The sequence below is a fragment of the Pseudomonas sp. MCal1 genome, from assembly GCF_026341415.1.
In the GTDB taxonomy this organism is placed as follows: domain Bacteria; phylum Pseudomonadota; class Gammaproteobacteria; order Pseudomonadales; family Pseudomonadaceae; genus Aquipseudomonas.
In genome coordinates, this window is the sequence record NZ_JAKUMP010000012.1 from 11,585 (window position 1) to 36,736 (window position 25,152).

Below are 25,152 nucleotides of genomic sequence, written 5' to 3' on the forward strand. Positions count from 1 at the left end.
ACGCCAATTTGAAACATCTGTCGACTAGCCTGGTCTGCTTCAGCTGCTAGGCTCATTCCCAGGCCTTACTCGACAGAACTTTTGCCCATGCCCCTGCGCCTGCTGTTTTTCTGTGGTCTGTTCATGGCCTCCACCTCGACTGTGGCCATGACGATCTACAAGTCCACCGATGCCAACGGAGTGGTTTCGTACAGCGACCGTCCGAGCAAAGGCTCCCAGGTGTTCGTGTTTCAGGACCGGATGGTCGAGCGCCTTGAGCGCCAGGTCTATCTCGACATCAAGAAGCAGAAGGGCGCGGACGTGGTGTTCGTGCGCAACGACCTGTATGCGCCGGTCGAGGTTGCGCTGGCGTTTACCGGGTTGAGCAACGTGCGTGGCGCGCCGGCGCAAACGATCCGCCGGGTGCTGCCGGCGCGCAGCAATACGCGGCTGGCGCTGCTGACGGCGGTGTCCGGTGGCAAGCCGCTGGTGTACACGCCGATGTTCCAGTATTCCCTCGGTGACCCCGCTGGCGCGGCTCAGGGCTATCGCTATCCGTTTCCGTGGCGGGGCGGGCCGTTTCGTCTGAGTCAGGGCGCCAATGGCGACTACAGCCATTTCGGGCCGAAGAACAAATACGCGATGGACATCGCTATGCCGGTCGGCACGCCGATCATCGCCGCGCGAGCCGGGGTGGTGGTGAAGACCGAGAATTCCCAGAACGGGCGCGGCACCGATCCGTCCGGCAACTTCGTGCGGATATTGCACGACGACGGCACGATGGGCGTGTACCTGCATCTCAAGCAAGGATCGGTGAGTGTGCGGGAAGGTCAGCGGGTGACGGTGGGCAGTCCGCTGGCGCTGTCCGGCAACACCGGCAACAGCAGCGGTCCGCACCTGCACTTTGTGGTGCAGCGCAATACCGGGATGGGGCTGGTGTCGATTCCGTATCAGTTCAACCAGCCGCTGGGGGCGTTGCCCAACTTTGCGTTGGGCAAGCAGTAAACCCCGTCAGTCGAGCATCAGTACCTTGGCCAGAATGATCTTCGGACCTTTCATCTTCTTGATGATGATCCGCAGGCCTTCGACTTCCAGCACTTCTTCCTCTTCCGGCACCCGTTTCAGGGTTTCGTAGATCAGCCCGGCGAGGGTTTCGGCTTCGATGTGGTCCAGGTCGATCCCCAGCAGGCGCTCGACCTTGAACAACGGCGTATCGCCTCGTACCAGCAACTTGCCCGGCTGGTAGGCGAGGATGCCGCGCTCGGCCTTGCGGTGTTCGTCCTGAATGTCGCCGACCAGCACTTCCAGCACGTCTTCCATGGTCAGGTAGCCGATGATGTTGCCGTCGGCTTCTTCCACCACGGCGAAGTGCGAGCCGCCCTTGCGGAACTGCTCCAGCAGCTGCGACAGCGGCATGTGCCGCGACACGCGCTCCAGCGGGCGGGTCAGCTCGGCGAGGTTGAACGACTCGGGAATGTGATCCAGCGCCGCCAGTTCCAGCAGCAGGTCCTTGATGTGCAGCAGGCCGACGAATTCCTTGCGCTCGCTGTCGTACACCGGGTAACGACTGAACTTGTGGCGACGGAACATCGCCAGGATTTCTTTCAGCGGCGCGTTGAATTCGAGCGTAATCAGGTCTTCCCGGGAGTTGGCCCAGTCGACCACTTCCAGTTCGCCCATTTCCACCGCCGAGGCCAGTACGCGCATGCCCTGGTCGCTCGGGTCCTGGCCACGGCTGGAGTGCAGGATCAGTTTCAGTTCTTCACGGCTGTAATGGTGCTCGTGGTGCGGGCCGGGCTCACCTTGCCCCGCGATGCGCAGGATGGTGTTGGCGCTGGCGTTGAGCAGGTAGATCGCCGGGTACATGGCCCAGTAGAACAGGTACAGCGGCACCGCAGTCCACAGCGACAGCAGCTCGGGTTTGCGGATCGCCCAGGATTTGGGTGCGAGCTCGCCGACCACGATGTGCAGGTAGGAAATGATGAAGAACGCGGTGAAGAACGAGATGCCTTTGACGACTTCGGCCGACTGCACGCCGACCGCGCTCAGCAGCGGCTCGAGAATGTGCGCAAACGCCGGCTCACCGACCCAGCCCAGGCCGAGGGAGGCGAGGGTGATACCGAGCTGGCACGCCGAGAGGTAAGCATCGAGCTGACTGTGCACCGTGCGCAGGATGTGCCCGCGCCAGCCGTGCTGCTCGGCGATCGCTTCGACCCGGGTCGAGCGCAGTTTGACCATGGCGAATTCCGCCGCAACGAAGAAGCCGTTGAGCAGAACCAGGATCAGAGCGAAAAGAATCATGCCGAAATCGGCGAATATTGTTGCGAGGGACAAGCCAGGGGAAGGGTCCATGATGGAGTTTTGCGGGTTCCGTGTGATTCGAAGAAAGAAAAATCCGCACCTGAAAAGGCAGGCGCAAGTCAGCCAATGTAGCGGCTGACCTGGCGATTGCCTAGTCCGGCATTACTCAGCGGCGCTGATGACCCGTGCCTGAGCGATCTGGGCCGGAGCGAAATGGCAGGTAAACGTGCTCCCGTGACCGGGCACGCTGCTGATCTCCATCCGTGCGCGATGGCGCAGCAGTACGTGTTTGACGATGGCCAGACCCAGGCCCGTGCCGCCGGTGTTGGAGTTGCGGCTGGAGTCGACGCGGTAAAAGCGTTCGGTCAGGCGCGGCAGGTGTTTGCTGTCGATGCCGATCCCGGAATCCTGCACGCTGAGGTGTGCGCCTTGATCGTCGCCCCACCAGCGAATGCGGATATTGCCTTCGGCCGGCGTGTATTTGACGGCGTTGAACACCAGGTTGGAGAACGCACTGCGCAGTTCCGCCTCGCTGCCCTTGAGCAGAATGCGGGTGTCGGCTTCCAGGGTGATGTGCTGATTCTTTGAGCCGGACAACTGCTGCGCGTCGCTCTTGATCGACTGCAGCAAAGTGTCGATGTGCACCGGCTGATTGTCCGACGGGTAATCGGTGGCTTCCAGCTTGGCCAGCAGCAGCAGGTCGTTGAGCAGGGTTTGCATGCGGCCGCCCTGTTGTTGCATCTGCTGCAGCGCGCGGCTCCAGCGCGGGTTCACTTCCTCGACGTTGTCGAGCAGGGTTTCCAGGTAGCCGCAGATCACCGTCAGCGGCGTGCGCAGCTCATGGGAGACGTTGGCGATGAAGTCCTTGCGCATCTGTTCCAGCTGATGGATGCGTGTGACGTCGCGCACCAGCATCAGGTGTTCGTTGTTGCCGTAGCGCGTGAGGTACATCTGAATGCGCACGCGATCATTGGTCGGCGAGGGGATTTCCAGCGGCTCGGCGTAGCTTTCCTGCTCGAAGTATTCCTTGAAGCGCGGATGACGAACCAGGTTGGTCACGGGTTGACCGCTGTCTTGTGGGGTCTTGAGGCCGAGCAAGGTCTCGGCGGCGCGGTTCCACCATTCCAGATTGCCGTCGCTGTCGAGCATGATCACCGCGTCTTTCAGCGCGGCGGTGGACTCCTGAACGCGGTCGATCACCGCTTGCAGGCGTCCGCGTACCCGTTGGTCGCGGCGTTGCAGATGGTAGATGCTGTCGAACACCTCGCCCCACAGGCCGTAACCGTCGGGCGGTGCTTCATCGGGTTGGTGCAGGCGCAGCCATTCGTGCAGGCGCAGCAGTTGTTTGAGCGTCCAGGCCAGGTACAGGCCCAGGCCCGCTGCCAGACTCCAGCCGTAGTAGCCGGTGATCAGGCCGATTACCAGGCAGCCGGTGACCAGCAACAGCATGTGGCGAATCAGGGTGCCATGCCAGTTTTGGTTCACGGAAAATGCGGTCCTTGTCTGCGGGGCTGGCGCTCGGCTCAGGCTTTGGTGGAGAACCGGTAGCCGGTGCCGCGCACGGTTTGTACCAGGTTTTCGTAGGCGTCGCCGAGGGCCTTGCGCAGGCGCCGGATGTGCACGTCGACGGTGCGCTCTTCAACATAGACGTTGCCGCCCCAGACCTGGTCCAGCAACTGGCCGCGGGTGTAGGCGCGTTCCTGATGGGTCATGAAGAATTGCAGCAGACGGTATTCGGTCGGGCCCATCTCGGCCGGACGGCCGTCGATGGTCACGCGGTGGCTGATCGGATCGAGCAGCAGGCCGCCGACCTCGATTGGCGCTTCGCCATCGGTCGGGCCGGCGCGACGCAGCACGGCCTTCAGGCGCGCCACCAGTTCGCGTGGGGAAAACGGTTTGGTGATGTAGTCGTCGGCGCCGACTTCCAGGCCCTGGATCTTGTTGTCCTCTTCACCTTTGGCGGTGAGCATGATGATCGGAATGTCACCGGTCAGCTCGTCACGCTTGAGGCGGCGGGCCAGCTCGATGCCGGAGGTGCCCGGCAGCATCCAGTCGAGCAGAATCAGGTCCGGCTTGCGATCGACGATGATGGCGTGCGCCTGCTGCGAGTTCTCTGCCTCGAGGCAGTCATAGCCGGCCATTTCCAACGCAACGGCGATCATTTCGCGAATGGGCGCTTCGTCGTCGACGATCAGAATGCTCCTGCCAACCATGCCTTAATCCTCTTGTCATTTAACTGTCTTGCGCCGCATTAGATAACGGAATTATTGCAGTCGTGTGACAGTATTTTAGTCCGGCGGCGATTGTGCAAATCCTGAACTAAGCTCTAAGTCCGAATCCTGACAACCACAAAAGAAGGTTTCCATGACTCAATTGACTGCTTCCTTTAAGGCTTTGCTGATGGCTGCCGCCCTGACTCTGCCTGGACTGGCGATGGCGGCCGAGCCGGCCATGATGAAGGACGGAATGATGGTCGACCACAAGGGCATGACGCTTTACACGTTCGACAAGGACAGTGGCGGCAAGTCGATGTGCAACGGCGATTGCGCCAAGAACTGGCCGCCGATGATGGCTCCCGCAGGCGCCAAGGCCGAAGGCAAATGGACGGTGATCAAGCGCGATGACGGCATGATGCAGTACGCCTACGACGGCAAGCCGCTGTATACGTTCGTGAAGGATGAGAAGCCCGGAGAAATGAAGGGCGATGGCATGAAGGACGTGTGGCACGTGGTGCACGAGCACAAATAAACGCAACTCCCCTGTGGGAGCGGGCTTGCTCCCACAGGTTCTGTGGATCAGCGCAACGCGTAATCCAGCACGATCCCGACGAAAATCGCCAGCCCGGCCCAGTGGTTGTGCAGGAACGCCTTGAAGCAACGCATCCGGTCCCGGTCGCGGGTGTACCAGAACTCCCAGGCGTAGCACCCGGCAGCCACCAGCAGGCCGAGGTGGAACCAGATCCCCAGCTCGAACTTCGACCCCGCCAGCAGCAGACAGCCCAGTGACAATGCCTGCAAGGTCAGGATGATCACCCGGTCGGCATCGCCGAACAGGATCGCCGTGGATTTCACGCCGATCTTCAGGTCATCGTCGCGGTCGGTCATCGCGTAATAAGTGTCATAGCCCACCGTCCACAGCAGGTTGGCAATCCATAGCAGCCAGGCTGTGGCCGGCAACTCACCGGTCTCGGCGGTGAACGCCATCGGCATCCCCCAGGAGAACGCCGCGCCCAGCACCACCTGCGGGTAATAGGTGTAGCGCTTCATGAACGGATAAGTGAACGCCAACGCCAGACCACCCAGCGACAGCCAGATTGTCGCGGCGTTGGTGCACAGCACCAGCAGGAAACTCACGCCCATCAGCAGCGCGAAGAACACCAGCGCTTCTTTCGAGCTGATCTTGCCGGCAGCGATAGGTCGCTGCGCAGTGCGTTTGACGTGGCCGTCGACCTTGCGGTCGGCCCAGTCGTTGATCACGCAGCCACCGGCGCGGGTCAATACAACGCCGAGGACGAAAATCACGATATTGGCCAGCGATGGCGAGCCTTTACCGGCAATCCACAGGGCCCAGAGCGTCGGCCACAGCAGCAGATAAATGCCGATCGGCTTGTCCATCCGGGTCAGCTGGATGAAGTCCCAGGCGCGCGGGTTCAAGCGATTCAGGGATTTGAGCAGGCTTTGGTACATCAGCAGTTCTCCGGACGGGCGCGGACGGCTTCCCACAGCGCAGGCAGGAAAATCTCCGCCACCAGTACGCTCAAGGCGCCACGGTCGAAGCGCGAACGGCGGCCCCACAGGCCGGCAGCCCGGGAACCTTCGGGCAGCCAGTGTTCCGGGTAATGGCAGACTTCGATGGCGCGGCGCTGGAAGGCGTGATCGCAGAACAGCAGTTCGCCCAGCGAACGGCTGCCCAGTTCATCCATGTGCAAGCCGTCGCCCTGCAAGGCACTGCGTGACGCCACGCTGCGGGCGAACACCCAGGCCTCGCCATGCCCGCGCAGATAAACCTCGCGCACCCAGCCTTCACTGCCTTCGGCCAGATCCAGCGCCGCGCATTCGTCGTCACGCAGGGTCTGCCAGCCCTCGAACAGCGGCGTTATGCTGAAGCCGTCATCGGACAGGCGCGTCAGCCGGCGGGTCAGGGAACCTTCGTCGAACAGCCAGTCGAGCGTGGATGTGTCGGGGAGGGGTGTCAGTTCGCTTTGCGGGCGCCACAGCGGGTCGTTTGTGTGTTGCACAATGAGTCATTATTGGCAGCAAATGAGGCGGCGAGCTTACCATGGCGAGCCGCGAGTTTGAGTGATCCGGGTCGCCGCTGCGCCGAACAGGCTTGCATCTGCCCGGCCCGATCAGTACAAAACGCCCTGAGCCGGACGGCAGCGCGGCACCATCGACCGTCCGCGCCGGATAAAGCCTGAACCCTGAGGAAGTACCTGAATGAAAAAGTGGCAATGTGTGGTCTGCGGCCTGATCTATGACGAAGCCAAAGGCTGGCCGGATGACGGTATTGCGCCGGGCACCCTGTGGCAGGACGTGCCGGAAGACTGGCTGTGCCCGGACTGCGGCGTCGGCAAGATGGACTTCGAAATGATCGAAATCAACTGAGAAAACATTGAGGAGTAGGGCATGAGCGCACCTGTCGTAATCGTTGGCACCGGGCTTGCGGGTTACAACCTGGCCCGCGAGTTTCGCAAACTCGATGGCGAAACCCCGTTGCTGCTGATTACTGCCGATGACGGTCGTTCCTACTCCAAGCCGATGCTGTCCACCGGTTTTGGCAAGAACAAGGACGCCGATGGCCTGAGCATGGCCGAACCGGGCGCCATGGCCGAGCAATTGAAGGCCGAAATCCGCACCCACACCCGCATCAGCGGCATCGACCCTGGCCACAAGCGGCTGTGGATCGGCGAGGAAGCGGTGAGCTATCGCGACCTGATCCTTGCCTGGGGCGCCGAAACCGTGCGGGTGCCGATCGAAGGCGATGGCGGGGATCTGGTGTTCCCGATCAACGATCTCGAAGACTACGCACGTTTTCGCGAGGCGGCGGCAGGCAAGCGTCGGGTGTTGCTGCTCGGCGCCGGGCTGATCGGCTGCGAGTTCGCCAATGACCTGATTCTGGGCGGCTACGAGGTGCAACTGGTTGCACCGTGCGAACAGGTGATGCCGACCCTGCTGCACCCCGCTGCGGCGGCTGCGGTGCAGGCCGGGCTGGAAAGTCTCGGTGCGCGTTTTCACCTCGGCCCGGTGCTGACCCGTCTGCAAAAAGTGGCTGATGGGCTGGAAGCGCACCTGTCCGACGGCCAGGTCATCCCTTGCGATGTGGTGGTCTCGGCTATCGGCCTGCGTCCACGGATCGATCTGGCGGCGGCTGCCGGTATCCAGACCAATCGCGGCGTGGTAGTCGACCGTCATTTGCAGACCTCTCACGCCAATATTTACGCCCTGGGCGACTGCGCCGAGGTCGACGGGCTGAATCTTCTGTACGTCATGCCCCTCATGAGTTGTGCGCGAGCGCTGGCACAGACTCTGGCCGGAAACCCGACCGTGGTGAATTACGGGCCGATGCCGATCACCGTGAAAACGCCGGTTTGCCCGCTGGTGGTTTCGCCGCCACCACGGGGCCGCGAGGGTGCCTGGACGGTCGAAGGGCAGGGCGCCGACATCAAGGTGCTGTGCCACGACGCCGAAGGGCAATTGCTCGGTTATGCCCTGACCGGTGCGGCAGTGATGGAAAAACTCGCGCTGAACAAACAGCTTCCGGCCTTACTGGCGTAAATACCGGTCGTTCTGTCGGAATCACCCCGCTTTTGCCCCCACAAAGGTCGCGTGGAGACTGGCGCCGCCCTTAACCGCGTGCCATCCTCACTCCCGTCTGCCGCAGAGTAGAGCCTGCGGCGCCTTGGGCGCTGTTCCAACGAGAACAGCACGGACATAACAACAAAAAACCGTCAAAGGGGCTTCACTAATGCGTAAACCAGAACTCGCCGCTGCAATCGCTGAAAAAGCAGATCTGACCAAAGAGCAGGCCAACCGCGTTCTCAACGCCGTTCTCGAAGAAATCACCGGCGCCCTGCACCGCAAGGACAGCGTCACGCTGGTGGGCTTCGGCACCTTCCTGCAACGCCACCGCGGTGCCCGCACCGGTAAAAACCCGCAAACCGGTGAACCGGTAAAGATCAAGGCCAGCAACACCGTTGCGTTCAAGCCAGGCAAATCGTTGAAAGACAGCGTCAATCCGTAATCCACAGCCCGCGTAGCGGGGGAGCGGAATAAAAAATGGGCATCTCGATTGCGGTCGGATGCCCATTTTTGTTGGCTGTTGACCAGCCGAACCGGACTTGGCAGATCGTAATGGCATTTGTCTTGGCCGGTTACCCGTAGGTGGCCAGCACCATTCTGGCGAACTCGTTCTTGCTTGGCTGGTGTCCATAAGATTTCAGGTATTTACGCCACTCGGACTCGAGTATGGGGCTTTCGTATTCGCCCTCCGTCGCCAGATGTGTGGCTGCATCGTCTATCAGGGCCTGGGTGTAATGTTTCGAGGATTTGTTTGCACTGGCCTCCGAAGTTGAAATGAACGGTCCCGCCACTGTGAGAAGCAAGCCGATACCCGTCAGCATTGAGAACTCCAGGGGGCCACCGTTCACCAGGCATCCAATACCAACGCAGCCTTCCGCTCGAACAGAGGTGCTGGTTGTGAGCGTCAGCATGACAACCAGAGCGCATCCAATCCCCGATATTGATTGTTTATTGTGTCTACCGCTCATGATGCTTTTAACGCTCCCTTTATTGATTACGGAATCCTTCGTGCAGCGATTGCACATGACAAGTGACTGGAGGGTGTTTGTGATGCCTTACCAGCTCCCGAAGGGGATGCCGTATTTTTCGATGTAGGTTTTGGATACGTCTTTGAGAGGTCGATGTTTACCTCCGGATTTACCGTCATAGGGACCTTTGGGATTGATAGTTCCTTCGACTCGGGTAATTTCGACTGACCTCAAGCACGGTCCCCTCAGCCACACCTTGGCAATTCCCCCGGGCGCCAAGCCAATAGTTACGCGGTCGCGGTAATCCGTGATCCATTTACCATCCAGTCTGCAGTACGCCTTTTCCGGCTTGCGCATGATTTCCTGCGCAGATTCGGGAATCACAATGTAGGCCTCATAGGTTTGAGGCTCAGCCAGTGATTGCCATCGCACATAGATCAAGCGGGGAAGATCGGCACCGGTGACGTCACGTCCGGCGCCGCTGCCGGGGCTGTCAGGCCAGCCTGCGGGCTTGCCCTTGTTGTCGGCGGGGGTGTTCACCGAGGCAATCCCGGCTCCGGCGCGTTTGAACACACGTTCACGGATATCCACCACGTCGGCCGTTTCAATCCAGACCTCCATGTAGGCGGGTGCTCCGAAGCCGAGGTACCAGGGCCGTTTGGTGATCGGTTGTGCATGACTTTGAGTGCAAAGCACCAACAGCAATCCGAAGACGAACCCCGTGTGTTTTTTGACGGGCCGAGTGAATTTATTCATGGGGGTGCACCACTCGTTGTTTGTTCTTTGTTGGGCGGTTGATAAAAACAACGCTCCAGTCGCTGTTGTTGAAATCTTTGGCTGCGTTCCAGTGCGCAGATAGGTGGATATAGCGGCTGCGTAACAAAGCCCGTTCTTGGATGGTCAGTCCCTCAACGGATGAATTTCCAAGCGCATAAGCCTCAAGCTTGGTGTGGATCGGGATCAGTTCCTCAGGTAGCGAAAGTTTTGAATCGTTTTCGTCAATCGCTTCAAATGGCACACCATGTCTGACCCCCAGCTCACGCATGATGCGTAAATACACCAACGACAACTCACCGTGTACCGGGCGCTCAATCATGGCCGCAGCATAAACCCGCTTCTGGGGATCCGGTGTGGATCGGCCCCTTTCCAATCGTTGAATTACAGGGGTTTCCCAGAGTGCAACCCGCAGTTGATTGCCTGGAGCGTCATCTTCGATGACGCCTTTCGTATACCAGGCAAACGCCTCCTTTTCGGCAGCGACATAGGCTGCGCTACGAGTCGCTTCGTGGCTTCGGCTGATGGTGCTGGTGACCGGGCTGCTCAACAGAAGCTTCTCCCTGGCTCTGGGCAGATAACCACCTCCCAGATCCGAATGGACGCCGGGCAAAACCAGATCAATCTCACCCAGGCTGTTAAGGGCAAAGTTCTCGCGATGTTCATCACGGGCCACCAGGTGCACCACTTTGCTGGCGCAACCATCCGGCAACTTTAAGTTCAGCCCCGGATTTCTGCTGTTTGCACCTGTGAAATCGAGCAACCATGGATTGGCGATTGCCGCGACGGTATCAAACAGACCAATGAAATTGATGCCGATACTGGATTGTGAATCCCAGTCAAAGCTACTGACTAAGAAAGGAGAGCCCGCTGGCAACGCCTTTGCGAGAATGCTGCGTTTGCCTTTGAGCACTTCGTTTGCGAAGTGCCGTGCAGCGGCGGCGCCTCGACTGAAACCGAAAATATCGAACTCGATTTTTTCTATTAGCGCGTTGGGGTTGCTATCAATCAGTGATCGAATTTGCTCCATGATTTTTTCAGGGCTCTGCTCCACACGAGCCAGGACACCCGTTTCGCCTCGTCCGGTTGCCTGGGCGTAAAGTGAATCGCCTCCATCAGCTGTCGTACCAATGCCTTCGATGTATACGCGCAAGGACGCCTGTTTCGTTTTCTCCGGCAATACCTCGAAGGCATGGTCTGTATACAGCTCATGCAAACGCACAATGTTGCTCACATCATTGCCATAACTGTTATCCGGCGAGTTGCCATTTCCGTCATAGCCATAAGTGGCGCAGTGCTTCTGAATCTCTTCGGCCGCCTCCGCCAGATTGGCATCTGGCGCATAGCAAGCCGCGACCGTTTCGCTGTTGGCCTTGTTGTTTCCCGTTCCATCGAAAAACACGCCAATCCGCAACGTAATCCCGGCAGGCGTTTCATCCTCCAGCTCGACTTCTTCTTCCTCTTCTTCGAGCTCGCTTTCCTCTGGGGAGGGTCGCGAGGCTGTCGTCTGTCTTGCTGCCGGATCACCCGTGGCCTGCGACACAAAACGCTTGGCAGATCCATCCCTGGATACCTCGCCGCCCATCACAATCTCGGTACTGCTGAAGATCCCGCCCTCGTCGATCACGATGTGATGACCGCCCGCTTTCAGCGTGATGCTGGCGCCCGCATCCAGCACCACATTGGCACCGGCCTTGATCTGCACGTGCTGTCCTGCCTCGACGGCAATGACCTTGCCGACAGATGTCTGGCTGCTGCCCTGGATGCTTTCTTGTCGATCGCGTCCGACCTCCAGTCGACTGTCATGGAGGATCTGCCGCTCCATGTCGCGCTGGGCGCGCAGGTAAACCAGTTCCTGGCCGGCACGGTCTTCTAGCGTCAGTTCGTTGTAGCCGCCGGTGTCGGGTGAGCTGCGACTGCGCAGCACGGTGCGGGTCTTGTGCTCGGGCAATCTGTAAGGCGCGGGCGTGAGTTTGTTGATCACGCAACCGGTAATCAGTGGCTGATCGGGGTCGCCCTCCAGAAAGGTCACCACGACTTCCATTCCGACACGGGGAAGGGTCATTGCGCCAAAACCGTTTCCGGCCCAGTTCGACGACACTCGTACCCAACAACTGCTGCGTTCGCAGTTCAGCTCGGCCCGGTCCCAGTGGAATTCGATCTTTACGCGACCGAACTCATCGCAGTAGATCTCTTCACCTTTTGGCCCGGTTACCCGAGCCGTCTGGCTCACCAACGGTGGCCGGCGCGCAGGCAGTGGAGGGCGGAAAACCACTTCGGCAGGTATGGCGCGGAAGCTGTTGCGATACCCCTGGGTAAAACCGTCTGCAGTAGTGGTTTCGTTTGTGGCGTGTTCCTCCAGAACTTGAGGTTGTCGCCCGGTGTGCGTGACTTCGAGTAATTGCCACATCCCGTTGCATTGCTTGCGGGGATGTTCAGTCAATTCGAACAGGTGGCCACAGCGCAGGGTTGGCTGGTTGCTCTGACCCTCGGCCGTTTCATAATCGGAGCGATGGCGTTCCAGGGCCTGACGGGCAAGTTGTTTGCCGCGCTTTTCGTTCTCGATCGCCAGCGGGTAGCGATAGTCCTCAAGTTCGGGGGTGAAATCGGCGACAAAGCGGGTTTCAAGCAACAGGTGCGGGCGCTTCAGGTCGTAGTCCCGACGGGTGACGCGGCTGGTACGTGTTCGGGCATGCCAGGAAAACCGGTGGACCATCGGGTGCTCCGCCACCATCGCGCTGTCGTGCCGGTAGGTTGTTGCGTGCAATGTCGGCAGGAACACCGTGTCATCGGTGAACACCAGCAAATGCCTCTCCACAGAATGCTGGTGATGCCATGTGATGCCGTCTTCGGCGCACAGGCGCTGGATGAACTCGAAATCGCTTTCACCGTACTGGCTGCAGTACGCGCGTGGTGGCAAGGTCTGGACATGGAACCTGAACGCATCGGCAAGGATGCCGTGACGTTTGAGCACTTGGGTGATGATTTGCGGGACAGTCTGGTTCTGGAAAATCTGTTGATCGTGACTGAACTGCAAATAGTGGAGGACTGGAACCAGTGTCAGGCCATAGTGCGACAGGCGCTTTCCAGACTCGCCTGCCTGTACATCCTCGATGCACCCGTGAATACCTTCGCCATCCAGTCCGAAGCGCAGGAACGCCGGCTGACCAAGCAAAGGTTCCATGTCGAAATCCTGAACCTCGCAGACGAGTTCTACCTTGATGGCATAAAGCGTGTTGACGGCCTCGGAACCCTCGAAAGCCAACACCTTGAAGTCGTTGCGAACGGTGGGAATCTGCAGCGTAAAGCGCGCAGAACTGACAGCTCCAGACATACGCTTGTCCTTAAGCAGAGAGGGAAATTTGGCGTGATGTCGAAACCCTCCCTGGTCAGCGCACGCGAACATTGCCCGGCACGCTAACAAGGCGTGAAACAAATTTATGTAAGAAGAGTCCCTGGTTTAAGTCGGAACATTCCGCGTTGTAAAACAGCGCCAGGGTTGTGGGAAATGCCTGTGGGAAAGTGATTCAAGGTGATAAGGAAACCCTGCGATAGTCCTGTCTGTGCAGGTATTCCAACAATATTCAACATATGAATTGCCATCAATTTGATGGCACTTTTATTGTTTGCTGCTGTCGCCAGTCATTTGTTAATAGATGAGCGTGTATTTTCGGAATCGTCCTACTTCAAATTTTTTCCGTTTTTGTCATGCTTTCATCCGTATTTATGGAACGGGCGTGCTACTACTGTTGCTGGCTTTCACTGGGCGCTCTAGATCAATGCTTACGGGGCAGCAGGTCGAAAATGTGAAATATAAACCGATATCAGGGAAACCCCTGCGACATATAGGGGATCTCCTACACACCCCAATGAACACTTCGTCTTGTTGTTTAATCAGATGCTTGCTAGTGGCCATCATAGTGATTACGATGCGCCCACTTGAAAGAGCACGTACTCAATTGGATGAGTCTTCCCTCTGCTCTTCGATACTGTCCCGCGCCGCTGCAATTCCAATAGGCGCACGACCGTAATCCAAATAAAGGCCATGGATGTCCTACTCAAGCAAACTTTCCGCCCATTACCTCGAACTCGCTAAAGTCTCTGTTTCCAAAGAGAATTTTGCGGGCGAAGACGTTCGTTTCTCGAGCGAGTTCGAGGCGCTGGAAAGCGAGCTGGCCAAAGCCTCGTCGATGCACGAAAGCGGACAGATCGACTGGCTGAAAATTCGCGAAAACAGCGAAAACCTCCTGCGTACCCAATCCAAGGATTTGCGTGTCGGCGCCTGGCTGACCTGGTCGCTGTACCAGCGTGAATCCTTCCCCGGTCTGCTGGCCGGCCTCGGAATGCTGCACCACTTGTCGGAAAACAACTGGGCCGAAGTTCACCCGCTCAAACCCCGCACCCGGGCCGCCGCCATTGGCTGGCTGGTGCCGCGTCTGGAGCAGGTGATCACCGAGAACATCGCGATCAAGGAACAGCTGCCGATGTTCCGGCAGTTATCCGAGCACCTGTCCGGTCTCGACGCCGCCTGCACTGAGCATCTGGGCGATGATGCGCCGCTGCTGCTGCCGCTTTCCCGCCGCCTGAAAACCATGATCCAGCGCGCTGCCGACAATCAGCCGGCTCCCGGCGTGGTGGGCGCGGCGGTGGCACAGGTCAAACAGGCCGCCAGCCAGTTGCTGGCGCCCGGCGCGCCGATCGACAACGAGAAAGAAGCCCACAAGGCCCTGCGCGCCCAACAGGAAAGTGCCCGCCCGTTGTGCGCCTGGTGGCTCAAGCAGAAAGCCACCGACCTGCGCGCCCTGCGCCTCAACCGTACCTTGCTGTGGATGACGATCGACGCGGTGCCCGAGCGCAACGCCGAGCAGATCACCGTGCTGCGCGGGTTGCCGGTCGACAAGCTCAAGCAGTATCAGGACCGTTTCGACCAGGGCAAATACGCCGACCTGCTGGTGGAGCTGGAGGCGAGCCTGGCGAAGGCGCCGTTCTGGTTCGATGGCCAGCGAATGGTCTGGGAATGTCTCCAGAACCTCAACGCCGAGCTGGCCATGCGCGAAGTGGAAATCCACTTCGCGCTTTTGATTCAGCGCCTGCCCGGCATCATCGAGCTGCGTTTCCATGACGGCGCGCCGTTTGCCGATCCGTCCACCCGGGCGTGGATCGCCGGCAACGTCATGCCGCACCTGCAAAGCGCCAGCGCGCCGCGCAAGGTCGAGACCGAGAACGTCGAAACCCAGCCTGCCTGGGAAAAAGCGCTGGAAGAAGTCCAGCCGATCCTGCGCAAGGAAGGCCTCAAGCCAGCGGTGCAGATCCTCAAGCAGGGCCTGCAATCGGCGCACGGCGGCCGCGAACGCTTCTTCTGGCAGTTCGCTCTCGCGCGGCTGTGCTTCCTGGCCAAGAAATACGAACTCGCCAAGAACCAGCTCGAAACCCTCGATCAGACATTACAGGACTCAGGCCTGCACGCCTGGGAGCCCGATCTTGCATTGGAAGTGCTGCACCTGCTGCACAGTTGCTGCGAGTTACTGCCGCAGAACCATGCCGTACGTGAACGCAAGGAAGAGATTTATCGCAGGCTGTGCCACCTCGATCTCGAAGTGGTACTCGAATAGGCCCCAGGGCCACAACCGCAAGGAGAAAAGCCATGGCCAAAGAAGGCTCGGTAGCCCCCAAGGAACGCATCAACGTCACCTTCAAACCCGCCACCGGCGGTGCTCAGGAAGAGATTGAACTGCCGCTGAAGCTGCTGGCAATCGGTGACTACACCCACCGCAAGGACGATCGCAAGATCGAGGATCGCAAGCCGATCAGCATCGACAAGATGACCTTCGACGAAGTGCTGGCCAAGCAAGAGCTGGGTCTGACGCTGAGCGTGCCGAACCGTCTTCAGGAAGATGGCGAGGCCGACGAGCTGGCTGTGCAACTGCGCGTCAACTCCATGAAGGACTTCAACCCGGCCAGCCTGGTCGAGCAAGTGCCTGAGCTGAAAAAACTGATGGAACTGCGTGACGCGCTGGTGGCCCTCAAAGGCCCGCTGGGTAACGCACCTGCGTTCCGTAAAGCCATCGAAGGCGTGCTCGCCGACGATGAATCCCGCGGTCGCGTACTCGGTGAGCTGGGCCTGAACGCCGCAGCCCCGGACGCTTGAGACTCCAGCAGCCAAGGAAGCCAACACAATGAGCACTAGCGCAGCACAACAGAACGCCGCAGAAAACGGCGAGTACAGCATCCTCGACAGCATCATCGCCGAAACCCGCCTGACGCCGGACGACGAAGCCTACGACATCGCCAAGCGCGGTGTGTCGGCGTTCATCGAAGAGCTGCTCAAGCCGCAGAACAACGGTGAGCCGGTCAAGAAAGCCATGGTTGACCGCATGATCGCCGAGATCGATGCCAAGCTCAGCCGTCAGATGGACGAAATCCTGCACCACCCGGACTTCCAGGCGCTGGAATCGTCGTGGCGTGGCCTGCAACTGCTGGTCGACCGCACCAACTTCCGCGAAAACATCAAGATCGAAATCCTCAACGTCTCCAAGGACGACCTGCTGGACGACTTCGAAGATTCGCCGGAAGTGATGCAGTCGGGCCTGTACAAGCACATCTACACCGCTGAATACGGCCAGTTCGGTGGTCAGCCGGTTGGCGCGATCATCGCCAACTACTACCTGTCCCCAAGCTCGCCGGACGTGAAACTGATGCAGTACGTGTCCAGCGTAGCCTGCATGTCCCACGCGCCGTTCATCGCTGCTGCCGGCCCGAAATTCTTCGGTCTGGAAAGCTTCACCGGTCTGCCGGACCTGAAGGATCTGAAAGATCACTTCGAAGGCCCGCAATTCACCAAATGGCAGAGCTTCCGTACCTCGGAAGACTCCCGCTACGTTGGCCTGACCGTTCCGCGTTTCCTGCTGCGTAACCCGTACGACCCGGAAGAGAACCCGGTCAAGTCGTTCGTGTACAAGGAAAACGTTGCCAACAGCCACGAGCATTACCTGTGGGGCAACACCGCTTTCGCCTTCGGTACCAAGCTGACCGACAGCTTCGCCAAATTCCGCTGGTGCCCGAACATCATCGGCCCACAGAGCGGCGGCGCGGTCGAAGACCTGCCTCTGCACCACTTCGAAAGCATGGGCGAAATCGAAACCAAGATTCCTACCGAAGTTCTGGTTTCCGACCGTCGTGAATACGAACTGGCCGAGGAAGGCTTCATCTCCCTGACCATGCGTAAAGGCTCCGACAACGCGGCGTTCTTCTCCGCAAGCTCGGTGCAGAAGCCGAAGTTCTTCGGCATCAGCGCAGAAGGCAAGGCGGCAGAGCTGAACTACAAGCTCGGCACCCAGCTGCCGTACATGATGATCGTCAACCGCCTGGCTCACTACCTGAAAGTGCTGCAGCGCGAGCAACTCGGTTCGTGGAAAGAGCGTACCGACCTCGAACTGGAACTGAACAAGTGGATCCGCCAGTACGTGGCCGACCAGGAAAACCCGAGCGCCGAAGTCCGTGGCCGTCGTCCGCTGCGCGCTGCGCAAGTGATCGTCAGCGACGTTGAAGGCGAGCCGGGCTGGTACCGCGTCAGCCTGAACGTGCGCCCGCACTTCAAGTACATGGGTGCCGATTTCACCCTGTCGCTGGTTGGCAAGCTGGACAAAGAGTAAGAGCGACTCATGGACGGATACGGCAGCCTTTTCGAACGCCTCAACGGCGACGCGGAACTACGCAAGGGCAAGAGCCTCGAGGCTTCTGCCATGGCGTCGGTGGCTGCCCATCTGGCCAAAATGCTCAGCACCCGGGCCGGCAGCGTGCAAACGCTGTCCGACTACGGGTTGCCCGATCTCAATGACATGCGCCTGAGCCTGCACGACTCCCTGAGTCAGGCCCGCCTGGCCATCGAAAGCTTCATCGAAGCCTACGAACCGCGCCTGAGCAACGTGCGTGTCATTTCCCTGCCGCGTGATCACGACCAGCTCCGCCTGGCCTTCAGCATCGAAGGCCTGCTGGAAGTCGAGGGTTTCAAGCGTCAGGTGAGTTTCGCCGCGCGCCTGGATGGCAGCGGTCAAGTGAAGGTCAACTAAGGAGAATCCCGATGTCTGGCAAACCTGCAGCACGCGTATCCGACCCCACTGCTTGCCCGCTCCCCGGCCACGGCACCAACCCGATCGCCGCCGGTTCTGGCGACGTGTTCTTCGACGGCCTCCCGGCCGCTCGCCAGGGCGATGCCTCGGCGTGTGGTGGCGCGTTGGTCGGCGACCTTGCGACTACGGTTCTGATCAACGGCAAGCCGGCTGCCACCGTTGGTTCGGTCGGGGCCCATGGCAACAAGGTCACTGCCGGCTCCGGGACGGTGATTATCGGCAATTCGCATTCGCCGGCGCCGTTTGTGCCGCCGGAGCCATTAGTCATTCCTGGAGTTTTCAACCGCGTTTTTTCTTTCCATACAGCGGATGGACAGCCAGTAGCAAACCTGAATTACAGAATAGTTTCTGACAGTGGCTTAGAGAAAGCAGGATGTTCATCGGCGGCGGGAGGCACAGGGTGTTTCTCCACTGGAAAACAAGGCGAGATGGTTACCATCTACGTGTCGTCGGAGTAATCGCGTGGAAACTTCTATTGTCATCGACGGCGTTGCTCACATTTTCGAAACTTCCGATGGAAAAACGGAACTGAAAATCAAAGCCGAAACTACGCCGAGTGAAGATAAAAAACCGAAACAGATTCCATTGCCTCACGTCTGGCTAATAACCAGAGGGAATGGGGTACCTCTTTTTGCTCTAAAACCGAATGCTTCAGATGTTCAGTTCAGAATCATGAAAGCTGAGAAACTGTATGCGGAAGCAATTCAATGGTTTGAGCCTCTGGCTGATAATTATCGGAAGAAAATTTGGGTGAATCCCGAGTCTAAAACTGCTGGCACAGACGCTTATAATGCCTATAAGCAGTTTAACTGGTCGCAAATTATTAAATTTGCAATTGTTGATAGGATGTCAATTAGCTTTGCTCCGACAATGCCTGGTGATTGGAAAAATAGTTCTGAGGGTGGTGCCGGATTTATATTGGTCATGATCGATGGTGAGCCCTATTGGGGTGATGGGGTTGGGCAAATACCGTTTGCGACCGATACCTACCGTTTATATCTGGAAGAAACCAAATCTTTGGAAGCCGCTATTAAGAAAACCGTTGAAACCGGTATGAAATATGGTGACGGTGTTCCTATATTCCCAAAGGAGGACAAAACCAACGAATACGATAATTACATGGTGCTGCGTGGGGCTTTATGGGCTTCGGAGAACTTTGAACTACGTACTGAAACGGTAAGGGTATTTGCTGGGCGAATGGGCTATCGCGAGAAAGTGGTGACCAGCACGGTTTATCTCGGCACATCCGATCAGAAGTTAAGAAGCTCCATCACGCAAGGCTCTGTAGATAAGTATGGAGAGTGGAAAAGATGATGGCGAGGCTGGCGGCGGGCCTATCAGTGCATTTTTTTGCCTGCGTAATTTATGTCGTTGTTAATTACTATGGTGTTTCGCTATATAAGGTTTTATTTGGTGGTTTGACTTCGCGTGGCGCTTCTGTCGGGATTGCCATGTATATGGTCTTTTATCTATTTGTTTTTGTAAATTTAGTTGTTGCTTTGATTCCAGGGCGGATATTTAAATTTAGCATCGTTTTTTTAATGGTTGCATTGATATTGATTTATCTTTTGCCGCTTTACCCTGTTCGCGCGGCGGCTTATAGCGTTTTAACGGGTGGGCTGACTGCTCTGGCGATATGGGTGGCTAACAAGTTTGAAAGATTATTGTTGGCTCGGAGTACTAAATGAAATGTTTTCTTTTTTTCGTATTAACGCTTTCAGTAGTTTCAGTTTGCAAATAAAACGAATCAATAGCTAGGCAGCCAGACATGTCCTTTAACCACTACTACCAAAGCGAACTCACCGCACTGCGCCAACTGGGCCGCCGTTTCGCCGAGCGTAGTCCGGCACTGGCGCCGTTCCTGGGGCAGGCCGGGCGGGATCCGGATGTGGAGCGGTTGCTGGAAGGCTTTGCGTTTCTGACCGGGCGTCTGCGCCAGAAGCTCGATGACGAGTTGCCGGAGCTCAGCCATTCCCTGATGCAGTTGCTGTGGCCGAACTACATGCGCCCGCTGCCGGCGTTCAGCATTCTGCAGTTCGATCCGCTCAAGCGTTCCGGGCCGGCGCTGAAGGTCGAGCGTGATACGCCGGTCGAGAGCGTGCCGATCGAAGACGTGCGTTGCCGTTTCCGCACCTGCTATCCGACTGAAGTCATGGCGCTGGATCTGGCTGCGCTCAACTACTCGGTGAAGGGCGACGGTTCGCTGCTCAGCCTGCGCCTGGAGATGAGCGCCGACGGCCACCTCGGCGAGCTGGAGCTGAGCAAGCTGCGTCTGCACTTTGCCGGCGAGCGCTACATCAGCCAGATGCTCTACCTGAGCCTGCTGCGCAACCTCGACGGCATCGAACTGATCCCCCTCGACGGCGCCGGCAAGCCCATCGATGGCGTGAGCGGCAAGCCGATGGCGTTCAAGATTCCGGGTGACCGGGTCAAGCCAGTGGGTTTTGCCGAAGAAGAAGCGTTGATCCCGTATCCGCTGAACACCTTCCGCGGCTATCGCTACCTGCAGGAATACTTCGCTTTCCAGGACAAGTTCCTGTTCGTCGATGTCCACGGTCTGGACATCCTCAAGGCGCTGCCGGAAGACACCCTCAAGCAAATGCGCGGCCTGGAATTGCGCTTCGACATCCGCAAGAGCGGGATCATGCGCATGCGTCCGACGACGGATAACGTGAAGCTGTTCTGCACGCCGATCGTCAACCTGTTCAAGCACGACGCACTGCCGATCCGCCTCGACGGCAAACAGGACGAATACCTGCTGCTGCCGGCCGAATACGATCTGGAAAACTGCGGCGTGTTTTCGGTGGAAACCGTGACCGGCTGGAAGCCCGGCGGCCTCGGATATCAGGAGTACGTGCCGTTCGAATCCTTCGAGCATGACCCGAGTTTCGACGTGCCCAACAGCCGTCCGCATTACAGCATCCGCCAGCGTTCGTCGTTGCTGCACGACGGTCTCGACACCTACCTGAGCTTCGGCATCCGCCACACCGAAGCCCACGAAACCCTGTCGATCGAGCTGGTCTGCACCAACCAGAACCTGCCGCGCAAACTCAAGCTCGGGCAGATCTGCATGGCCTGCGAAGAGACCCCGGAGTTTCTGAGTTTCCGCAACATCACCCCGGCCACTTCCAGTTTCGCGCCGCCGCTGAACCGTGACTTCCTGTGGAAGCTGATCAGCAACATGTCGCTCAACTATCTGTCGCTGGCCGACGTCAATGCACTGAAGGTGATTCTCGAAACCTACGACCTGCCGCGCTACTACGACCAGCACGCGGAGAAGGTCAGCAAGCGCCTGCTCGGCGGCCTCAAGCACATCAAGCATCACCACGTGGACCGGTTGCACCGTGGTCTGCCGGTGCGCGGTCTGCGTACCGAACTGACCATCGACCCGGAAGGGTATATCGGTGAGGGCGACCTGTTCGTCTTCGCCTCGGTTCTCAACGAGTTTTTCGCGCTTTACGCCAGTCTCAATTCATTCCACGAGCTGCGGGTAAAAAGCACACAGGGAGAGGTGTACCAATGGACACCACGTATGGGCCTGCAGCCCCTGCTTTAAGCGGGCTGACGAAGGTAATACGCGAGTACTCGCTGTTTCAGGCCGTGCTGCTGGTGATCGACCGGCTGCGCGATGCGCACCCGTACCTGAGCGAAGACGACCTGTACGACCAGCTGGAATTCCAGGCCAACCCGAGCCTCGGGTTTCCGCGCAGCGATGTCGATCGCGTGGAGTTTTTCGAAGAGCACGGGCAGATGCGCGCGCGCCTGCGCTTCAACCTGATCGGCCTGGTCGGTTCCGGCTCGCCGCTGCCGGCGTTCTATGGCGAGCAAGCCCTGGGCGACAGCGAAGACGGCAACCCGACGCGCAATTTCCTCGACCTGTTCCACCATCGCCTGCAACGACTGATGCTGCCGATCTGGCGCAAGTATCGCTATCGCGCGAGCTTCCAGAGCGGCGCGGTCGACCCGTTCTCCTCGCACCTGTTTGCCCTGATCGGCCTCGGCGGCGACGAGATCCGCAAGGCCAAGGAACTGAACTGGAAACGCCTGCTGCCGTACCTCGGCCTGCTCAGTCTGCGAGCGCACTCGGCGGCGCTGATCGAAGCGGTGCTGCGTTACTACTTCAAACACGAAGACCTGGTCATCGAGCAGTGCATCGAGCGCCGCGTGGAAATTCTCGAAGAACAGCGCAACCGCCTCGGCTTCGCCAACAGCGTGCTGGGTGAAGACCTGGTGTTGGGCGAACAGGTGCGCGATCGCAGCGGCAAATTCCGCATTCACATCACCGAACTCGACTGGGAGCGATTCCACGAATTCCTGCCCATCGGTTTCGGTTACCAGCCGCTCTGCGCGCTGGTTCGGTTCACCTTGCGTGACCCGCTCGATTACGACATTCGCCTGGTGCTGCGTCCGGAAGAAATCCGCGAACTGCGCATTGGCGAGAAGAACGACTGTCGCCTGGGTTGGACCAGTTGGCTGGGCTGCGAGAAAGCAGACGGCGTGGTGACTCTGGGCAGCAAAATTCATTAAGGACGTGAGCCATGATCAACGTAGACCTGCAACAACTCATCCAGGCGCTGGACGCCGAAACCCGTCGCGATCTGGAGCGTTCGGCCGAGCGCTGTGTCGCCCGTGGCGGCAGCAAGATTCTGGTCGAGGACTTGCTGCTCGGCCTGCTGGAGCGCCCGAACGGTCTGCTCTCCCGCGCGCTGCAGGATGCCGACGTTGATGCCGGCGAACTGAGCGCCGCGCTGCAATCGCGGGTCGAGCACAGCGCTTCGCGCAACCCGGTGTTCGCCCCGGAGCTGGTGCAGTGGCTGCAGGACGCGCTGCTGGTGGCCAACCTTGAACTGGGCCAGACCTCGGTCGAAGACGCGGCGCTGATCCTCGCGCTGCTGCGCAACCCGATGCGCTACGCCGGCAGCCGTTATCAGCCGCTGCTCGCCAGACTGAACATTGATCGCCTGAAAGAATTCGCCCTGTCGCAACAGCCTCAGGCCGCGGCCAACGGCAAACCGGCCGCCCAGGGCGAATCCCTTTTGGAGCGCTTCACCCACAACCTGACCCAACAGGCCCGCGACGGCAAACTTGACCCGGTGCTGTGCCGCGATGGTGCGATCCGCCAGATGGTCGACATCCTCGCCCGTCGCCGCAAGAACAACCCGATCGTGGTCGGTGAAGCCGGTGTCGGTAAAACCGCCATCGTCGAAGGACTGGCCTCGCGCATCGCGGCCGGTGAAGTGCCGCAAGTGCTCAAGGGCGTTGAACTGCTGTCGCTGGACATGGGCCTGTTGCAGGCCGGCGCCAGCGTCAAAGGTGAATTCGAGCGTCGTCTCAAAGGCGTGATCGACGAGGTCAAAGCCTCGCCGAAACCGATCATCCTGTTCATCGACGAAGCCCACACCTTGATCGGCGCGGGCGGCAATGCCGGCGGTTCCGACGCGGCCAACCTGCTGAAACCGGCGCTGGCTCGCGGTGAGCTGCGCACCATCGCCGCCACCACTTGGGCCGAGTACAAGAAATACTTCGAGAAAGACCCGGCGCTGGCCCGTCGTTTCCAGCCGGTTCAACTGCACGAACCGACCGTGAGCGAAGCCGTCACCATCCTGCGTGGCCTGGCGCAGGTTTACGAGAAGAGCCACGGCATCTACTTGCGCGATGACGCGGTGGTCTCGGCAGCGGAACTGTCCGCCCGTTACCTTGCCGGTCGGCAACTGCCGGACAAGGCTGTCGACGTCCTCGACACCGCGTGTGCCCGCGTTCGCATCAGCCTCGCTGCTGCCCCGGAAAGCCTGGAGCGCCTGCGTGGCGAGCTGGCTGAAGGTGGCCGTCAGCGTCAGGCCCTGCGCCGCGATGCCGAAGCCGGTCTGCTGATCGACCACGAAGCGCTGGAGGCACTGGAAACGCGTCTGGACGAAGCCGAAGCCGAAATGGTCGCACTGGAAACCCTGTGGACCGAACAGAAGCAACTGGCCGAGCGCCTGCTGGAGCTGCGTCAGCAACTGGCCAAGGCTCGCGAAGCCGCCGCCGTCGAGCCGACCGTCAGTGTTGAAGAGGACGCCGAAGGCACCGTGATCGAAACTCGCGCTGCCGAAGTCGCGCAAGGCCAGAGCGTCGAAGCGCTGGAGGCCGAGCTGAACAAGACTCACAGCGAGCTGACGGCTGCGCAGGTCAAAGAGCGTCTGGTCAGCTTCGAAGTCTGCCCGCGTCTGGTGGCCGAAGTGATCAGCGCCTGGACCGGCGTGCCGCTGGCGCAACTGGCCCGTGAACACAATGCCAAGGTCGCAAGCTTCGCCACTGACTTGCGCACCCGTATCCGGGGTCAGGAACAAGCCGTGCACGCGCTGGATCGCTCGATGCGCGCCACCGCTGCCGGCCTGAACAAGCCTGACGCACCGGTTGGCGTGTTCCTGCTGGTGGGCCCGAGTGGCGTCGGCAAGACCGAAACCGCCCTGGCGCTCGCCGACCTGCTGTACGGCGGCGACCGTTTCATCACCACCATCAACATGTCCGAGTTCCAGGAGAAACACACCGTTTCCCGCCTGATCGGTGCACCGCCAGGCTACGTCGGTTACGGCGAGGGCGGCATGCTCACCGAAGCCGTGCGCCAGAAACCGTACTCGGTGGTGTTGCTCGATGAAGTCGAGAAGGCCGACCCGGACGTGCTCAACCTGTTCTACCAAATCTTCGACAAGGGCGTGGCCAACGACGGCGAAGGGCGCGAGATCGATTTCCGCAACACGCTGATCCTGATGACCTCGAACCTGGGCAGCGACAAGATCAGCGACCTCTGCGAAGACGGCGCGCGTCCGACCGCCGAAGTGCTGGAAGAAACCATTCGCCCGGTGCTCAGCAAACACTTCAAACCGGCGCTGCTGGCGCGGATGAAAGTGGTGCCGTACTACCCGGTCGGCGGCCCGGTATTGCGCGAGCTGATCGAGATCAAGCTCGGTCGTCTGGGCGAGCGTCTGAACCGTCGCCAACTGGATTTCAGCTGGTGCCAGAACCTCGTCGATCACCTGTCCGAGCGCTGCACGCAGAGCGAAAGCGGTGCGCGCCTGATCGACCATTTGCTCGACCAGCACGTGCTGCCGCTGGTGGCCGACCGCTTGCTCGATGCCATGGCCACCGGTGAAAGCCTCAAGCGCGTGCATGCGACGCTTGACGGCGAAGCCGGTGTGACCTGCGAGTTCGCCTGAGGTGAGT

General features: G+C 59.4%; 23 protein-coding genes. 15 read left to right on the forward strand and 8 right to left on the reverse strand.

The window, feature by feature from the left end:
- Nucleotides 1–87 precede the first annotated feature (87 nt).
- On the forward strand, nucleotides 88–984 hold the full coding sequence (locus MKZ87_RS19945) for a peptidoglycan DD-metalloendopeptidase family protein (protein ID WP_085696763.1): 897 nt from the start codon (nucleotides 88–90) through the stop codon (nucleotides 982–984).
- A 6-nt stretch (nucleotides 985–990) separates the two neighbouring features.
- On the opposite strand, the gene MKZ87_RS19950 is transcribed toward MKZ87_RS19945, so the two are convergent.
- From MKZ87_RS19950 to phoB, 3 genes are all read right to left on the reverse strand, one after another.
- Entirely contained in the window at nucleotides 991–2,331 is a 1,341-nt protein-coding gene (locus tag MKZ87_RS19950; protein ID WP_007954342.1) for a hemolysin family protein, read from the reverse strand.
- A 111-nt stretch (nucleotides 2,332–2,442) separates the two neighbouring features.
- Nucleotides 2,443–3,729, reverse strand: coding sequence for a phosphate regulon sensor histidine kinase PhoR (phoR, locus tag MKZ87_RS19955; RefSeq protein ID WP_234206561.1), 1,287 nt, complete (start codon nucleotides 3,727–3,729; stop codon nucleotides 2,443–2,445).
- 74 nt (nucleotides 3,730–3,803) lie between these two features.
- A complete protein-coding gene (gene phoB, locus MKZ87_RS19960) occupies nucleotides 3,804–4,493 on the reverse strand; it encodes a phosphate regulon transcriptional regulator PhoB (protein ID WP_003229608.1) in 690 nt (229 codons plus the stop codon).
- Between the two features lie 151 nt (nucleotides 4,494–4,644).
- Between phoB and MKZ87_RS19965 the strand changes: the two genes are divergently transcribed.
- Nucleotides 4,645–5,028, forward strand: coding sequence for a hypothetical protein (locus MKZ87_RS19965; protein ID WP_085702298.1), 384 nt, complete (start codon nucleotides 4,645–4,647; stop codon nucleotides 5,026–5,028).
- A 47-nt stretch (nucleotides 5,029–5,075) separates the two neighbouring features.
- On the opposite strand, the gene ubiA is transcribed toward MKZ87_RS19965, so the two are convergent.
- On the reverse strand, nucleotides 5,076–5,966 hold the full coding sequence (gene ubiA / locus MKZ87_RS19970; protein WP_085702299.1) for a 4-hydroxybenzoate octaprenyltransferase: 891 nt from the start codon (nucleotides 5,964–5,966) through the stop codon (nucleotides 5,076–5,078).
- The gene (locus MKZ87_RS19975; RefSeq protein ID WP_085696773.1) at nucleotides 5,966–6,517 is read right to left on the reverse strand and encodes a chorismate--pyruvate lyase family protein; all 552 of its coding nucleotides are present in this window, start codon (nucleotides 6,515–6,517) and stop codon (nucleotides 5,966–5,968) included. The genes ubiA and MKZ87_RS19975 overlap by 1 nt, the downstream gene beginning before the upstream one ends.
- Nucleotides 6,518–6,716: 199 nt before the next feature.
- Here MKZ87_RS19975 and MKZ87_RS19980 point away from each other — a divergent pair, with 199 nt between their 5' ends.
- The 3 genes from MKZ87_RS19980 to MKZ87_RS19990 all read left to right on the forward strand — a co-directional run bounded on the left by MKZ87_RS19980 (nucleotide 6,717) and on the right by MKZ87_RS19990 (nucleotide 8,520).
- The gene (locus MKZ87_RS19980) at nucleotides 6,717–6,884 is read left to right on the forward strand and encodes a rubredoxin (protein WP_085696775.1); all 168 of its coding nucleotides are present in this window, start codon (nucleotides 6,717–6,719) and stop codon (nucleotides 6,882–6,884) included.
- A gap of 21 nt (nucleotides 6,885–6,905) precedes the next feature.
- Nucleotides 6,906–8,054 (forward strand): NAD(P)/FAD-dependent oxidoreductase, encoded by a 1,149-nt coding sequence (locus tag MKZ87_RS19985; protein ID WP_085702300.1) that lies wholly within the window; start codon nucleotides 6,906–6,908, stop codon nucleotides 8,052–8,054.
- Between the two features lie 190 nt (nucleotides 8,055–8,244).
- Nucleotides 8,245–8,520, forward strand: a complete 276-nt coding sequence (locus tag MKZ87_RS19990; RefSeq protein ID WP_003213368.1) for an HU family DNA-binding protein — start codon at nucleotides 8,245–8,247, stop codon at nucleotides 8,518–8,520.
- Between the two features lie 130 nt (nucleotides 8,521–8,650).
- On the opposite strand, the gene MKZ87_RS19995 is transcribed toward MKZ87_RS19990, so the two are convergent.
- The 3 genes from MKZ87_RS19995 to tssI form a co-directional block, all read right to left on the reverse strand.
- Entirely contained in the window at nucleotides 8,651–8,899 is a 249-nt protein-coding gene (locus MKZ87_RS19995) for a hypothetical protein (RefSeq protein WP_227233940.1), read from the reverse strand.
- 234 nt (nucleotides 8,900–9,133) lie between these two features.
- Nucleotides 9,134–9,802: a DUF2931 family protein gene (locus MKZ87_RS20000; RefSeq protein WP_085702301.1), complete on the reverse strand. Its 669-nt coding sequence runs from the start codon at nucleotides 9,800–9,802 to the stop codon at nucleotides 9,134–9,136.
- Nucleotides 9,795–13,154, reverse strand: coding sequence for a type VI secretion system tip protein TssI/VgrG (gene tssI, locus MKZ87_RS20005; protein ID WP_085702302.1), 3,360 nt, complete (start codon nucleotides 13,152–13,154; stop codon nucleotides 9,795–9,797). The genes MKZ87_RS20000 and tssI overlap by 8 nt, the downstream gene beginning before the upstream one ends.
- A gap of 715 nt (nucleotides 13,155–13,869) precedes the next feature.
- Here tssI and tssA point away from each other — a divergent pair.
- From tssA to tssH, 10 genes are all read left to right on the forward strand, one after another.
- On the forward strand, nucleotides 13,870–15,432 hold the full coding sequence (gene tssA, locus MKZ87_RS20010; RefSeq protein ID WP_085696782.1) for a type VI secretion system protein TssA: 1,563 nt from the start codon (nucleotides 13,870–13,872) through the stop codon (nucleotides 15,430–15,432).
- 32 nt (nucleotides 15,433–15,464) lie between these two features.
- Nucleotides 15,465–15,968: a type VI secretion system contractile sheath small subunit gene (tssB, locus tag MKZ87_RS20015; protein ID WP_003229587.1), complete on the forward strand. Its 504-nt coding sequence runs from the start codon at nucleotides 15,465–15,467 to the stop codon at nucleotides 15,966–15,968.
- 28 nt (nucleotides 15,969–15,996) lie between these two features.
- The gene (gene tssC / locus MKZ87_RS20020) at nucleotides 15,997–17,472 is read left to right on the forward strand and encodes a type VI secretion system contractile sheath large subunit (RefSeq protein WP_065258217.1); all 1,476 of its coding nucleotides are present in this window, start codon (nucleotides 15,997–15,999) and stop codon (nucleotides 17,470–17,472) included.
- A 9-nt stretch (nucleotides 17,473–17,481) separates the two neighbouring features.
- Nucleotides 17,482–17,889 carry a type VI secretion system baseplate subunit TssE gene (gene tssE / locus MKZ87_RS20025; protein WP_065258216.1) on the forward strand — a complete coding sequence of 136 codons (408 nt, stop codon included), beginning with the start codon at nucleotides 17,482–17,484 and terminating at the stop codon, nucleotides 17,887–17,889.
- A gap of 11 nt (nucleotides 17,890–17,900) precedes the next feature.
- Nucleotides 17,901–18,407 carry a PAAR domain-containing protein gene (locus tag MKZ87_RS20030; RefSeq protein WP_085702303.1) on the forward strand — a complete coding sequence of 169 codons (507 nt, stop codon included), beginning with the start codon at nucleotides 17,901–17,903 and terminating at the stop codon, nucleotides 18,405–18,407.
- A gap of 4 nt (nucleotides 18,408–18,411) precedes the next feature.
- Nucleotides 18,412–19,263, forward strand: a complete 852-nt coding sequence (locus tag MKZ87_RS20035; protein ID WP_085702304.1) for a hypothetical protein — start codon at nucleotides 18,412–18,414, stop codon at nucleotides 19,261–19,263.
- A complete protein-coding gene (locus tag MKZ87_RS20040; protein WP_085702305.1) occupies nucleotides 19,260–19,637 on the forward strand; it encodes a hypothetical protein in 378 nt (125 codons plus the stop codon). Before MKZ87_RS20035 ends, MKZ87_RS20040 begins: the two co-directional genes overlap by 4 nt.
- 80 nt (nucleotides 19,638–19,717) lie before the next feature.
- Nucleotides 19,718–21,505, forward strand: coding sequence for a type VI secretion system baseplate subunit TssF (gene tssF, locus MKZ87_RS20045; protein ID WP_085702306.1), 1,788 nt, complete (start codon nucleotides 19,718–19,720; stop codon nucleotides 21,503–21,505).
- The gene (gene tssG, locus MKZ87_RS20050; RefSeq protein WP_085696794.1) at nucleotides 21,469–22,476 is read left to right on the forward strand and encodes a type VI secretion system baseplate subunit TssG; all 1,008 of its coding nucleotides are present in this window, start codon (nucleotides 21,469–21,471) and stop codon (nucleotides 22,474–22,476) included. Before tssF ends, tssG begins: the two co-directional genes overlap by 37 nt.
- Nucleotides 22,477–22,487: 11 nt before the next feature.
- Nucleotides 22,488–25,145, forward strand: a complete 2,658-nt coding sequence (gene tssH, locus MKZ87_RS20055) for a type VI secretion system ATPase TssH (RefSeq protein ID WP_085702307.1) — start codon at nucleotides 22,488–22,490, stop codon at nucleotides 25,143–25,145.
- Nucleotides 25,146–25,152: the final 7 nt, after the last annotated feature.

Coding starts and splice junctions, on each gene's coding strand:
- MKZ87_RS19945 (WP_085696763.1), top strand. CDS start 88: ATGCCCCTGCGCCTGCTGTTTTTCTGTGGTCTGTTCATGGCCTCCACC.
- MKZ87_RS19950 (WP_007954342.1), bottom strand. CDS start 2,331: ATGGACCCTTCCCCTGGCTTGTCCCTCGCAACAATATTCGCCGATTTC.
- phoR (WP_234206561.1), bottom strand. CDS start 3,729: ATGCTGTTGCTGGTCACCGGCTGCCTGGTAATCGGCCTGATCACCGGC.
- phoB (WP_003229608.1), bottom strand. CDS start 4,493: ATGGTTGGCAGGAGCATTCTGATCGTCGACGACGAAGCGCCCATTCGC.
- MKZ87_RS19965 (WP_085702298.1), top strand. CDS start 4,645: ATGACTCAATTGACTGCTTCCTTTAAGGCTTTGCTGATGGCTGCCGCC.
- ubiA (WP_085702299.1), bottom strand. CDS start 5,966: ATGTACCAAAGCCTGCTCAAATCCCTGAATCGCTTGAACCCGCGCGCC.
- MKZ87_RS19980 (WP_085696775.1), top strand. CDS start 6,717: ATGAAAAAGTGGCAATGTGTGGTCTGCGGCCTGATCTATGACGAAGCC.
- MKZ87_RS19985 (WP_085702300.1), top strand. CDS start 6,906: ATGAGCGCACCTGTCGTAATCGTTGGCACCGGGCTTGCGGGTTACAAC.
- MKZ87_RS19990 (WP_003213368.1), top strand. CDS start 8,245: ATGCGTAAACCAGAACTCGCCGCTGCAATCGCTGAAAAAGCAGATCTG.
- MKZ87_RS19995 (WP_227233940.1), bottom strand. CDS start 8,899: ATGCTGACGGGTATCGGCTTGCTTCTCACAGTGGCGGGACCGTTCATT.
- MKZ87_RS20000 (WP_085702301.1), bottom strand. CDS start 9,802: ATGAATAAATTCACTCGGCCCGTCAAAAAACACACGGGGTTCGTCTTC.
- tssI (WP_085702302.1), bottom strand. CDS start 13,154: ATGTCTGGAGCTGTCAGTTCTGCGCGCTTTACGCTGCAGATTCCCACC.
- tssA (WP_085696782.1), top strand. CDS start 13,870: ATGTCCTACTCAAGCAAACTTTCCGCCCATTACCTCGAACTCGCTAAA.
- tssB (WP_003229587.1), top strand. CDS start 15,465: ATGGCCAAAGAAGGCTCGGTAGCCCCCAAGGAACGCATCAACGTCACC.
- tssC (WP_065258217.1), top strand. CDS start 15,997: ATGAGCACTAGCGCAGCACAACAGAACGCCGCAGAAAACGGCGAGTAC.
- tssE (WP_065258216.1), top strand. CDS start 17,482: ATGGACGGATACGGCAGCCTTTTCGAACGCCTCAACGGCGACGCGGAA.
- MKZ87_RS20030 (WP_085702303.1), top strand. CDS start 17,901: ATGTCTGGCAAACCTGCAGCACGCGTATCCGACCCCACTGCTTGCCCG.
- MKZ87_RS20040 (WP_085702305.1), top strand. CDS start 19,260: ATGATGGCGAGGCTGGCGGCGGGCCTATCAGTGCATTTTTTTGCCTGC.
- tssF (WP_085702306.1), top strand. CDS start 19,718: ATGTCCTTTAACCACTACTACCAAAGCGAACTCACCGCACTGCGCCAA.
- tssG (WP_085696794.1), top strand. CDS start 21,469: ATGGACACCACGTATGGGCCTGCAGCCCCTGCTTTAAGCGGGCTGACG.
- tssH (WP_085702307.1), top strand. CDS start 22,488: ATGATCAACGTAGACCTGCAACAACTCATCCAGGCGCTGGACGCCGAA.